The organism is Cupriavidus laharis (assembly GCF_914271435.1).
In the GTDB taxonomy this organism is placed as follows: domain Bacteria; phylum Pseudomonadota; class Gammaproteobacteria; order Burkholderiales; family Burkholderiaceae; genus Cupriavidus; species Cupriavidus laharis.
Map to the genome: position 1 here is coordinate 16,462 of NZ_CAJZAI010000011.1, position 12,074 is coordinate 28,535.

The window sequence follows — 12,074 nt, forward strand, 5'->3', positions numbered from 1 at the left end:
GGCATTTTCCGACCATCGAACTCAACCTGCTCAATGTCAAACGCCGGCGGACCCAGTGACTTGATGGCTTGCTGGAAGAGCCCCATAGCAATGCGTAAATTGCTGGGCCTTCGAGGCCTCCGCCAGCTGCAGCATTCCGCGAAACGGCATCATTCCAATCCATTCGCCCCATAGGGCAAGCGGGTTGAACAGGGCCCCTGGGGACGCTGCCGACCTAATTCCATGGGCTTTCCTTCGCCAAGCGAGGCACGGATGCTGACCGAACATTTATAACTAAGGTTAGCTTGCGAACGCCTCCGCTTCGCATGACCTTTATCGCCAGCAACTCAGGCAATTCCGCCAAAGTGGTTTGCATTAGAGGGAATGCTTCCTTTCCTGGCACCATGCGGTTGCACTTTTGGTGCGCGTGTACACGTTGTCTGGAGACCCGTCGTGACGAATCCACAGCCTGAGACCAGAACACCCGGCGAACCCAGAGACCCTCAGGGGGCGGCTTCGAGGCCAGCGACTCCAGATCTGCAAGCCCCGCATCGCGATGAGCCGGGTGAGCTCGAGTTGTTTCGCGCAGTCGACCGCATTGCCGCCGCCGTGGCGGCAAGTGCAAGTGGCGGGATCTCACCCACTGCCTTGTGGCTGGCCTATTCCGACTGGCTAGTACATTTTGCCCGGTCTCCTGGGAAACAAGCTGAGCTTGTCATCAGGGGAGGGCTGATGTCGGCTCGGCTGGTAGCCCATGCCCTGCGCCGAATGCTAGCTGGAGGCAAGACACCACCTTGCATCGAGCCGCCTCCAGGCGATACGCGGTTTCGCGCCGAAGTCTGGACAGAGCCACCATTCTCGCTCTGGTATCAGACCTTCCTGATTACGCAGCGATGGTGGCATGACGCCACCCATGACACGCCAGGTGTCTCACCTCACCACGAAAATGTCGTGTCGTTCGCGACGCGCCAGATGCTGGATGTCTTCTCGCCGTCAAATTCGATCCTCACCAATCCGGAAGTGATCAATCATGCGTTGCAGACAGGAGGATCGAGCTTTGTCGATGGCTTCCAGCGGTTCCTTGATGACCTCAGCCGGAATTTGAACAGGGAGCCGCCTGCCGGCGCCGACAAATTCCGTGTCGGCAAGGAGGTTGCGGTCACGCCTGGCAAGGTCGTCTACCGAAACCACCTGATTGAACTCATCCAGTATGCGCCGTCGACCGACACGGTCCACGGGCAGCCACTGCTTATCGTTCCGGCCTGGATCATGAAGTTCTACATCCTGGATCTGTCACCAGAAAACTCGCTCATTCGCTATCTCGTCGGCCAAGGGTTTACGGTTTTCTGCATTTCCTGGCGCAACGTCACAGCCGCCGATCGCAATCTCGGACTTGACGACTATCGCCGTCTGGGGGTAATGGCCGCGCTTGCAGCCATTCGCACGATCGTGCCCGACAGCAAAGTCCATGGAATCGGCTACTGTCTCGGTGGCACGCTATTGTCGATTGCCGTCGCCGCCATGGCGCATGTGGAGGATGATCGGCTCGCCTCCATGACGCTGCTTGCCGCCCAAACCGATTTTAGCGAGCCGGGAGAACTCGAGCTTTTCATCGATCACAGCCAGCTCGAATCCCTCGAGGGTCTGATGTGGCAGCTGGGCTACCTCCCGGCGTTCCATATGGCAGGCGCTTTCCAGCTATTGCGATCGAATGACCTCATCTGGTCGCGTTTGCTTCGCCATTATCTGATGGGCGAAGCGCCGGCGATGAACGACCTCATTGCCTGGAACGCGGATGCGACACGGCTTCCCTACCGCATGCATTCTGAATACCTCAGGTCACTCTTCCTGAACAGCGACCTTGCTGCTGGCAGGTACGTGGTGGATGAACATCCGGTCGCAATCCAGAACATCCGGGCGCCGATCTTCGCCGTCGGCACAGAATGGGATCACATCGCACCATGGCCGTCCGTCTACAAGATCCACTATCTGAGCGACACCGACGTAACTTTTGTACTCACCAGTGGCGGCCACAATGCCGGAATCGTCAGCGAGCCCGGCCATCCGAGGCGGCACTACAGGCTCGCGCACAAGGCGGCGGAGGACCCGTGCCTGCACGCGGACCGGTGGAGCGAGCGGGCCGAACTGCACGAAGGCTCCTGGTGGCCAGCATGGGTCGATTGGCTGCAAGCGAGGTCATCGGGCCAGCGCGTCACACCCCCAACAATGGGCGCGCCAAGCCGGGGCTTGCCTATTCTGGCGGACGCACCTGGGACGTACGTTTATCAACGTTGACCCAACGTAACGGATTCAGCCCAAATCAAAAATACGCCATTACACGGCGCAGCCGGGCCTTGTCATAGAATCCGGTAAGCGTCGCGTGCTTCGAGACCCAGTCGAATAGAAGGGCAATCGCTAGTGCATTCGGAACTGCGCGGCCGGGACGGTGACGAAGCAATATGCGGACTGTAAACCTTGCCTCCGCGCTATCCGGCCTTTCTGTCCGCTTTTGAGGAGGTTCCGCACCACGGCCACCTTAGTGGCGCGGGCCGTCACGGCCAGCATTACGCTCTGGACATTAGAGGCGCCATGACACCGAGACGAAAGACCTTATTGGGCATAGTGCTCTTCTGGCTGAGCTGCTCAGCCCAAGGGGCGCCGCCGATCCCTGAAGATCTGTCGCCGTTGGCACGCCTGCTAGTCGGTCTGGCAGAAGGCCAGGAAATCGGTATGAATGGCGCAGGCGGATTGCAGCGCGGTGCCGAGGCAGCCAGTCATGCATTGCGCGATGCTTGCGAAGAGGTCGCCAGCAAGACGCCGCGATCAATCGATGAACTCAGTGAATTTATGGGTTGTAGCAACGACGGAATGCGACTCACCTTTATCGTCAGACTGAGCGGATTTGATGCGGACCGCGCCGGCACGCAGGATGCCATGTCGATGGTACGCAAGGACATCGGACGGCAGATCTGCCGAAATCCCGATGTGCCAGCATTGATTCGCCTCGGGGTAACGCTTGTGTATCGGTATATCGGAGCCCATGGGAGGCTGGTTGGTGACGTGGTTATCGGGCCGACCACGTGTACGGTATGAGGGCTTGGAGATCATCCTGGATAGCAATCCAATGCGCGCGAGCGCCATGCCCCCTGCATCGGGTGGAAGAACCTATCCGAATGCGTGTTCGCTGTACCTATGGCAAGCGGCACAGGAAGTTCATCATCATGAAGCTAATTTTTCATCGCCGTGGTCATCCAGAGCAACCCTTGCACGGGATTCGCTACTACTTGAGCATCGTAATAGGACTCGTCTTGATTGCTGCGTTGTACCTGCTGTGGCTTGAGTGAACCCGCGCGTGCGGCGGGCTCTCCATCACTACGGTACTGCTGCATTCGCGATTGGCGTAAGTCGACGATAACTAGCGGAGCCCGCCAGTTGGGGCGCCTTTCTGATCGTCATGGAACGTCTTGGGTGCGCAACTTGCTTGCGCATATCCTGCCAGCTCACGTTAGGGGAAGGCCATGGTTTCGCAAAAGCCTATCATTCTGATCACCGGTTCCGAAGGTCGGCTCGGGAAGGCGATCGCCGCCGAGTTGGCCGGGGCCAATGCGATCGTCGGCCTGGAACGTAAATGTCACGAGCAGGGGAATGACTGCATCGATGCGGACATCACATCCAGCGAATCGCTGGAGCACGCGTTCGCACAGTTGCGCCAGCATTACGGTACGCGCCTGGCCTCGGTCATTCACCTTGCAGCCTTCTACGATTTTTCAGGCGAACCCAAGCCGCAATACGAAGCGGTGAATGTCGAAGGGACGCAACGCCTGCTGCGCGCATTGCAGTCATTTGAGGTGGAGCAGTTTATCTATGCCAGTACCATGCTCGTCCATGCGCCGACGGCTCCTGGTCAGCCTATCAACGAAGATGCCCCACTCAAGCCGGCGTGGCCCTATCCGGAGTCCAAACTTGCTGCTGAGCGTGTTCTACATGCCGAGGGCGGCAGCATCCCTGCCTTGACTTTCCGCATCGCCGGAGTCTATAGCGATCTTTGCGAGTTGCCGGGGTTGGCCTATCAGATTCAACGCATCTATGAGCGGCAGATGCAAAGCCGTCTGTTTCCCGGCGATGTGTCGCACGGACAAGCATGCGTCCATCTGGAAGATGTGGCGTCGGCCTTTCGCAAGGCGGTAGAGCGGCGCGCGTACTTGCCTCAGGAAACTACGGTTCTACTTGGCGAGCCGGTGACGGAAAGCTATGAAGCCTTGCAGAACCTGATCGGGCAGTTGGTGCACGGTGAAAAGTGGGACACGAACGAAATCCCGAAAGCTGTCGCGGCCACCGGGGCATGGCTGCAGGACAAGGCGGAGGCGATGATCCCGGATGCCATTGATCGCGGGGAGGAAGCGTTCGTCAAGCCATTCATGGTCAGACTAGCGGACGACCATTACGAACTCGACATCGGGCGCGCCGAAAGCCTGCTCGGATGGCAACCTCGGCACAGCTTGCGCCGCAGCCTGCCGGCAATGATCGGGGCTTTACTCAATGATCCTAAGCACTGGTATCAGCGTAACAAGTTGCCGTTGCCTTTGTGGCTGGAGGACCGTGCAGACCAGGAATCGCCGAGCCCTGATGCAATCACCGATTATCACGCATTGGACCGCTCCGAACATCAACGCTCGCTGTGGTGCCACTTCGCAAATGTTGCCTTGGGGCTTTGGCTGGCTACGAGCCCGTTTATCCTGGGCTACGCCGACAACTGGATGCTGGCGGTTGAACCCATCACGCCGACGGGGCGCGGATTGGCTTACTCCGATACGTGGATGACCCTCAGCGATGTCGTCACAGGAACTTTGATTGTGCTATTCGGGCTGGTGTCCTTGTCGCGGGATGCCGGATGGGCACGCTGGACCGTGGCAGGACTTGGCTTGTGGCTGCTATTTGCGCCACTGCTGTTCTGGACACCCAGCGCGGCGGCGTACGCCAACGATACGCTGGTCGGCGCGCTTGCCATCGCGCTCTCGGTTGCCATTCCGTCCGCGCCAGGCATCAACCCGATGGCCCGCATCGGGGGCCCGGATACGCTGCCGGGCTGGGACTATAGTCCGTCAGGATGGACCAACCGCATGCCGATCATCGCTCTCGCGTTCGTCGGCCTGTTTATCTCGCGATACCTCGCCGCTTACCAGCTTGGTCATATCGATGCAGCCTGGGACCCCCTTTTTGGCGCCGGTACCGAGCGCATTGTCACCTCGTCGGTTTCAGAGGCATGGCCGGTCGCAGATGCAGGACTCGGCGCGACCGTCTACGTGCTGGAAATCATTACGGGCGTGATTGGCGACAAGCGGCGCTGGCGCACGATGCCGTGGCTTGTCCTGCTGTTCGGCATCCTGATCGTACCGCTCGGCGTCGTCAGTATCGGCTTCATTATCATCCAGCCGATCTGGATCGGAACGTGGTGCGCGCTTTGCCTCGTCGGCGCGCTGGCGATGCTGCTCCAGATTCCATACTCGTTCGACGAGATCCTCGCGACCTGGCAATTCCTGAAAGATCGGCGGCGGCAGGGCAAGAAGTGGTGGTACGTACTGATGCGCGGCGATTCCATGGACGGCGGCAGCGTCGATACTTCAGACGACTTTGCGGCACCTGCCGGCACGGTGGTGCGCGAAATGCTCTTCTCGGGCGTCAACCTGCCTTGGACTTTGCTCGCAAGCGGCGTCATTGGCGTCACGCTGATGTGCTCTCGCCTTCTTTTCGACGCTTCGGGCGTAGCGGCGAGCAATGATCACGTCCTTGGTTCCTTGGTGGTTACCGTCTCGATCATGGCGTGGGGCGAGGTCGCGCGTCCGTTACGCCTAGTGAATATCGGCTTCGGCGTGTGGCTGATGGCCACGCCATGGGTGATCCAGGGTTACACCGATCTGGGAGCAGCGGCTTCCGGTTTGCTCGGGGTGGCACTGGTCCTTCTTTCCATCCCACTGGGTCGCATCGAAGGCCATTACGGCGAATGGGACCGGATTGCACGCTTGCGTCTGCACATGCCATTGCGACAAGCGAGTGCCTGAATGGCGCAGATGGGGGCCATCCTGCGGCGCACTACGTTCCCATGTAAGCGATACTCATATGCAAGCCCATGTCGCGGCACCGCCTAAAGTTGGAGCGCGCATGGGCCTGCCGCTGGCCAGAACGGCTGGTTCACCGTCGGCGCCGAAACGAGCATGCCATGCCGTCGTCGTTTTCTCTTGGTCCGAAAACATGTCATCCCGGACGGCCTTGCGAAGCGTTCAATGGTCCAGAGATCATTTCTTAGCAAAGCGGTATACCAACCCCTTTGGCTGGCCATCCTGGATGGTGGCTTTCTTTACCTGGCGCTGCCCTTCGAACTCCGCCGTGATGCGATAGGCGCCAGGCGGCAACTTGGCGAATAACAAAGGGCCAGGGGACGTGGTGTCCAGAACCTTCGCATTATCGGCGTTCTCGATCATCACCCTGACATCGGCCAAGTACTCTCCGCTTCCCGGCCGCGCGAAGGTAAGGCGGAGGTTGTAATCCTTGCGCATGACATTCATCGCGTCCTGCTGTCTATCGCCGATACCGCCGCTCACATATTCAATGCCGGAAGGCGTCGTTTGTGGCTTAATGATCGTCGTTTCCTGCGCTATCGCGAAGGTGCAGGTTGCGGATATCGCCAACGCGAGAACCGCTCTGAGAGAGATCAATCTGCTGTTCATAGCAAAACCCCCTTCAATGACTTCGGTTTCCCTGCTCGTCAGAAGGCGCATCATCCATGCCAATCGCCAGACGACAGTTGTGCCGTGTTGCCGGGCAGCTGCCTCTCTACCATTTACAGCGCCTTCTGTGCTTCGGGCGGTACCAACTGGAATCCTGCAACGGGACGTGTGCAGCGCAAGGTGTCTTTATGCTGAACCCGTCTGCAGATCCGATCGCTTTTCCACTACCGGCAACCTGGCAGGTCTACCCTCGCACAGCATGGCCCATGCGCCCGAAGCATGTCGTTCGGGAGGCTACTGCTGGTAGATCATATCGAGCAGGGCCGGATCTGTACTCCGGCCTTGGCATGGGCTGCTGTCAGGGTGCGGAGGGCCAGCAAGCACGCCACATCCCAAGCTGTCCACCTTAAGCGCGATCCATTCGCAGCCCGAGGGACGATAGAAGTAGGGGCATGCTCGTATTTCCCTTGATCGAAAGCATCTCCTTCCCGTTCTAAGGCATCGAATGGCGACATGGCCAAAACCACAGTCGATGCACTTCGACCATCAACGCCGTACACGCCAAATCGACGCCAGCCGAGACGGGCGCATGGCCGTATTGCGATAGCGGGAAGATTTTCTACAACATTTTGTAACTTATGTTACCAACGATGCGCCAGATTTCTCCCGCGTTCGCTGCCGACAAATAGTTCTGCACCTGACAGCATCGTTGCCACGCATTGTCGGGGAAGCAATCTTGCCTCGGATTATGGGGCCGCCTTTTCCGGCACCGCTTTTGCCTGTTGTCGCTTATCCGTCGTGTCCCATTACCGGAGCGGTTATGGATCCTGGATTTCATTCTGTTCGAAGTGCCCTTCGCGGCATCGTGATCCTACTGACACTGGTGTTTCCTCTGGTATGCGTGGCGCAACTTGCGTCCGCGCCAAGTGGGCAGGCATCCGTTATCGAGTTGCCCAGCTTCGTCAATCTGGTGAGGCAGCAGGGGCCGGCTGTCGTCAACATCAGTATCCGTCGGACCGTACGCGAACAGCCGGCAATGCCTCCCGTTCCGGAAGGCGATCCGTTCTTCGAGTTTTTCCGCCGCTTCCTACCACTGCCCGATCCGGGTGAGGCACTATCGGTCGGGTTGGGCTCCGGCTTCATTATCAGCCAAGACGGCTATATCCTGACCAACGCCCATGTGGTGGCCGATGCCGACGAGGTGACCGTCAGGCTGACCGACAAGCGAGAGTTCAAGGCCAAGGTGCTGGGCGCCGATGCCTATACCGATGTGGCGCTGGTCAAGGTCGAGGCGGCCGGCCTGCCGGTGGTCACGATCGGCGATTCCAGTCATCTTCAAGCGGGGGAATGGGTGGCTGCCATCGGCGCGCCCTTCGGCTTTGAGAACAGTGTGACGGCTGGCATTGTCAGTGCCAAGGGGCGCATCCTGCCCAACGAAAGCTACGTGCCCTTCATCCAGACCGATGTAGCCGTCAATCCCGGAAATTCGGGCGGTCCGCTGTTCAACATGCGCGGCGAAGTCGTGGGCATCAATTCCCAGATCTACAGCGGCACTGGGGGCTACATGGGCGTGTCTTTCGCAATCCCGATCGGCATCGCAATGGATGTGGCGCAGCAGCTGCGCGCCTCCGGCAAGGTCGCGCGCAGCCGTATCGGCGTTCAGGCGCAGGAGCTCACGCGCGGTCTGGCAGCGTCATTCGGTCTGCAGGAGCCGCGTGGTGCGCTGGTGGCGAACGTAGAGCGAGGCGGACCGGCCGACAAGGCTGGCCTGCAGCCGGGCGACATTGTGCTCTCACTCAATGGGCAGCCGGTGCAAACCTCAGCTGACCTCGCGCGCCTCGTGGCAGGCGTCAAGCCTGGCACGACAGTGACGGCAGGAATTTGGCGCAAGGGCCACAATGTCCCGATCAAGATCACGACGGTGGAACTCGCTGCGCCCCCGCCGGCAGCCGGTGGTAGTGCAACGTCGGCGGCAAAGACCGGACTCTACTTGAGCGAGATTCCGGCCATGCAACGCCGCAGCCTGGGTATCGAGGGTGGGGTGCTGGTACATCGTGCAGAAGGTGCAGCCTTGCGTGCTGGCATTCAACCAGGAGATCTCATCCTGAGGTTCAACGACGTGCCGGTGCAAGGCGTATCGCAACTGGAGTCGTTGTTGAAAAGTCATCATGGAAAATCGGTTGCACTGCTAGTCAGACGGGGGCCAGATACGTTGTTCTTGGCTCTTCAGGTGCCATCGGCGCAATGACATGGTGCGCCGATGCCAGCCCGGGGTCCAAGCGGGGGGATCGAGCCAAGCGGGGTTGCCATGAAGAAGGCGGATACTACGAGGGGCCACAAGTTCAGGTGCAAATGGCGACGTGTGTCAAGCCGTGACACGGATCTGCGCCGGTCTGTGGTTACGCAGCCGCGGCAGAATGCTCTCAATGCCAAATGTCCGTAGGAGGACGGACTTTTCAGATGGCGGATTCGAAGAATCCAGATTGGCGGAATTCGTGCTGCCGGAATTTACTATGTTGACTGGTGTCAACGGGAATATATGTCCGCACATCGCCCCGGAGCACCAGCAGCGCGGCTTTCGTATCCGTGGCCGCCATGGCGGAATGCAACTGGGCCGCAGTAGTGACCGCAATGCCGTTGACGGCGAGAATCACATCGCCCGGCAGAATGCCCGCCCGACCCGCCGCGCCCCTGGCTTGCTCAACCAGCACCCCCCCGTTTATGCCGCTTGCATAAGCTTCCGAAGCAGCAAGACGACGTACCTGGAGTTCCGGGCCATGTTTTCCGCCTACGGCATCCGACTGGACGCGGTTCGCCGGGAAGGCGAGCGATGGAGGCGCGCCGATAACGACGACGACGGTTTGTAGTTCACCGTTTCGCACTACGTGCAGCCGGCTCTTGCTTCCCGGTAGCAGGTCGCTGACCGCCATTGCCAGCGCCATCGCGTCGGCGACCTGTGCATCGCCGATCTGTACGATCACGTCGCCAACCTTCACACCCGCTTGCGCGGCGGGGCTGTTCGCTTCGACCAAGTCGATCAACACACCCGCGACAGACGGTAAGCCGAAGGCCTCGGCCAGGTCCTGATCGACATCCTGCACGCCGACCCCAAGGTGGCCGTGATTGACATGGCTGGATGCGACGAGCTGTTGCGCGATACGCATGGCCGGGTTAATCGGAATCGCGAAGGACAGGCCCTGGAATCCACCGGTCAGTGTGAAGATATGAGTACTGACGCCAATGACCTCACCGTTAGCGTTGAGCAGCGGTCCACCAGAGCTTCCCGGATTTACAGCCACGTCGCTCTGGATCAGCGGTATAGGCGCGGAGCCGGCAGTGATAGTTCGTCTGACGGCGCTGACGATGCCGAATGAGGCGCTGTTCTGGAAGCCGTATGGCGCGCCGATTGCCACGACCCAATTCCCGGCGCGGATCCGTGACGAATCGCCTATCGTTGCGACAGGTAGGTGATTGCCCTGAATGCGCAAGACCGCAATGTCACTGCGCAGGTCGCTTCCAACCACCGTGGCATCAAACTCACGACGGTCGGGCAGCTTTACGCGCACGAACCTGGCGCTCTCGACCACGTGTGCACAGGTTAGGATCAACCCTGCCGGGCTGAAGATGAATCCGGAACCGTTGCCGCCAAGAACCTTCTGACTATTTTCTGATGGCGAGTATGCACCCGAGTATGCGCGTTGGGACCACCGGATACGGATATCACCAGGCGCGGGATCGGGAGTCGCTTGCCCAAGATAGGCGCGCCCGTCGGAGCTCACGCTGATACTCACGACAGCACTACCGGATGTCCCGATCACGCGGGCAAGGTCCGGAGGGGGGACCATGCTTTGCCGGTCAAGTCCCTGGGCACAAGCCGTGACCATGACGGGCAACGCACACGCCAGTAGAGAACGCAGCATCTTCATTCGATTTCGCGTAACGGCTACACGGCATCAAGGCGTGGGAGTTGTACCCCACACCTAGCACCATACAAGTTTTGACGACGCTCGATCACCCCGGTTCCGCGCGGCGCGTCGCGCGGGCCGGTCGACAGCCTTTTCCGGACTACGCGTGCTGGTCTTGATAAAGGTGGGTGGCCACCAGCAACACCGGCACGGGTGCCGCCGACAGAACACGCGCCGCGACTGAACCCAAGATCGCCGCCAGGAATGCCCCGCGACCGTGCGTGCCCATCACGATCAGATCGGCGTTGCAGGCGCGGACAACCTCCAGGATCTGAGGGGCGGCTTCGCCAACGCGGCAGTGTTCGGTGACAGTGCATTGCGCCTCTCTGAGGATAGGCCGCATGGGAATGAATGCTTCCTCCGCCGCCTCGCTCGCCCATTGGTCCATCTGTGTTCTGGAGAAATAGGCTTGTGGCCTACCGGTAAGTTCTGGGAAGGCGTGGATCAGATGGACTTGCAAGGGCCTTTCGAACAGCCCGGGAGTCACGAGCCTTCGCGCGGCCGCGATGCTGTGCGGCGAGCCATCGCTCGGGAGGGCCACGATTGTCATGATTGTGGAATTGCAGGCCGCTGCGGTCGTGAATAAGGCGCCAATATCGGTTGGACGCGCGATATGGGGAGCAGTTCGCTACCCCTGCCACGACATAGCTATCTACAAGCCCTTATCGCTGCCTCGAGCCTCTCCTCATACCGAATCCGTTGCTCGATTTCTGCCAATGCAGCCTTGCCTTTGGTGTAAATGTCGGCCTCCGGATCTATCGAGTCCAGCGCCCACGCCGGACGATCAATCTGCTGCACCTGACATCGGATCTGCGGCGTGTGGACTGCCGTCTTGGGCTCTGCTGCACATCCCGCGAGCAGAATCGTGATGCACTGCGCACAATAGACCGCACCTTTCCAAAGCGTCGGGGAGCCAGCCTGCATCGGAAGTCTCATTGTTCTCTCCGACGCTTGATCGTGTCGGTTAGCAAGTCGTCGAGTTTCTCGCATGCGTTGGCCGAATCCGCGACCAACGGTCGGCGCGGCTGATCGTTCGCCCACTTTTGCGCCAACTCGGCTTGCTTCCTGGCAAGAGCCAAATCGTCTTGCGCGGTGGCAAGCGCCGCTTCCGCCTGGCTCACCCGTTCGGTCAGGGCCGCCGTCAGGTCCTGCCCCGCCTTCTTTGCGAGCGCGAGGCTCTCCTGGCACGACCGGAATCGTGCCTCGCTGACGTCCAGCTTCTCACCAAACGCTCTGAGCGTATCCGTCGTACTGGTGAGTAGGGGGCTGTACCACATATTGGTGGCCCCAATCCCCAAGGCCAGTCCGAGAATACCAGCTACGATCCAACGCCATCGATTTGCAGTGCGCGGGTCCATGGATATGCTTGGTCCCATATGAATTTCGAAGTTTCCTGCCGTATTCG

Annotated in this window: 9 protein-coding genes; 4 read left to right on the forward strand and 5 right to left on the reverse strand. The window is 59.8% G+C overall.

The annotated features are described in order from the left end of the window. Positions 1-432: 432 nt before the first annotated feature. The 3 genes from LDO29_RS20160 to LDO29_RS20170 all read left to right on the forward strand — a co-directional run bounded on the left by LDO29_RS20160 (position 433) and on the right by LDO29_RS20170 (position 6,038). A complete protein-coding gene (locus tag LDO29_RS20160) occupies positions 433-2,274 on the forward strand; it encodes a PHA/PHB synthase family protein (protein WP_396022700.1) in 1,842 nt (613 codons plus the stop codon). Positions 2,275-2,568: 294 nt separating this feature from the next. After that, positions 2,569-3,072 carry a hypothetical protein gene (locus tag LDO29_RS20165; protein ID WP_224081541.1) on the forward strand — a complete coding sequence of 168 codons (504 nt, stop codon included), beginning with the start codon at positions 2,569-2,571 and terminating at the stop codon, positions 3,070-3,072. Positions 3,073-3,497: 425 nt separating this feature from the next. After that, on the forward strand, positions 3,498-6,038 hold the full coding sequence (locus tag LDO29_RS20170; protein WP_224081542.1) for an NAD-dependent epimerase/dehydratase family protein: 2,541 nt from the start codon (positions 3,498-3,500) through the stop codon (positions 6,036-6,038). 234 nt (positions 6,039-6,272) lie between these two features. Here LDO29_RS20170 and LDO29_RS20175 read toward each other — a convergent pair whose 3' ends face one another. Beyond that, positions 6,273-6,758 (reverse strand): carboxypeptidase-like regulatory domain-containing protein, encoded by a 486-nt coding sequence (locus LDO29_RS20175; RefSeq protein WP_224081543.1) that lies wholly within the window; start codon positions 6,756-6,758, stop codon positions 6,273-6,275. 766 nt (positions 6,759-7,524) lie between these two features. Between LDO29_RS20175 and LDO29_RS20180 the strand changes: the two genes are divergently transcribed. Next, positions 7,525-8,952, forward strand: coding sequence for a Do family serine endopeptidase (locus tag LDO29_RS20180; RefSeq protein WP_224081544.1), 1,428 nt, complete (start codon positions 7,525-7,527; stop codon positions 8,950-8,952). Positions 8,953-9,160: 208 nt separating this feature from the next. Here LDO29_RS20180 and LDO29_RS20185 read toward each other — a convergent pair whose 3' ends face one another. The 4 genes from LDO29_RS20185 to LDO29_RS20200 all read right to left on the reverse strand — a co-directional run bounded on the left by LDO29_RS20185 (position 9,161) and on the right by LDO29_RS20200 (position 12,027). After that, positions 9,161-10,630, reverse strand: coding sequence for a trypsin-like peptidase domain-containing protein (locus tag LDO29_RS20185; protein WP_224081545.1), 1,470 nt, complete (start codon positions 10,628-10,630; stop codon positions 9,161-9,163). A gap of 139 nt (positions 10,631-10,769) precedes the next feature. Further along, on the reverse strand, positions 10,770-11,219 hold the full coding sequence (locus LDO29_RS20190; RefSeq protein WP_224081546.1) for a universal stress protein: 450 nt from the start codon (positions 11,217-11,219) through the stop codon (positions 10,770-10,772). 98 nt (positions 11,220-11,317) lie between these two features. Next, complete coding sequence (locus LDO29_RS20195) at positions 11,318-11,605, reverse strand: hypothetical protein (RefSeq protein WP_147318609.1); 288 nt, start codon at positions 11,603-11,605, stop codon at positions 11,318-11,320. Further along, a complete protein-coding gene (locus LDO29_RS20200) occupies positions 11,602-12,027 on the reverse strand; it encodes a hypothetical protein (protein WP_224081547.1) in 426 nt (141 codons plus the stop codon). Before LDO29_RS20200 ends, LDO29_RS20195 begins: the two co-directional genes overlap by 4 nt. Positions 12,028-12,074: the final 47 nt, after the last annotated feature.

Coding starts and splice junctions, on each gene's coding strand:
- LDO29_RS20190 (WP_224081546.1), bottom strand. CDS start 11,219: ATGACAATCGTGGCCCTCCCGAGCGATGGCTCGCCGCACAGCATCGCG.
- LDO29_RS20180 (WP_224081544.1), top strand. CDS start 7,525: ATGGATCCTGGATTTCATTCTGTTCGAAGTGCCCTTCGCGGCATCGTG.
- LDO29_RS20185 (WP_224081545.1), bottom strand. CDS start 10,630: ATGAAGATGCTGCGTTCTCTACTGGCGTGTGCGTTGCCCGTCATGGTC.
- LDO29_RS20170 (WP_224081542.1), top strand. CDS start 3,498: ATGGTTTCGCAAAAGCCTATCATTCTGATCACCGGTTCCGAAGGTCGG.
- LDO29_RS20175 (WP_224081543.1), bottom strand. CDS start 6,758: ATGATGCGCCTTCTGACGAGCAGGGAAACCGAAGTCATTGAAGGGGGT.
- LDO29_RS20195 (WP_147318609.1), bottom strand. CDS start 11,605: ATGAGACTTCCGATGCAGGCTGGCTCCCCGACGCTTTGGAAAGGTGCG.
- LDO29_RS20165 (WP_224081541.1), top strand. CDS start 2,569: ATGACACCGAGACGAAAGACCTTATTGGGCATAGTGCTCTTCTGGCTG.
- LDO29_RS20200 (WP_224081547.1), bottom strand. CDS start 12,027: ATGGACCCGCGCACTGCAAATCGATGGCGTTGGATCGTAGCTGGTATT.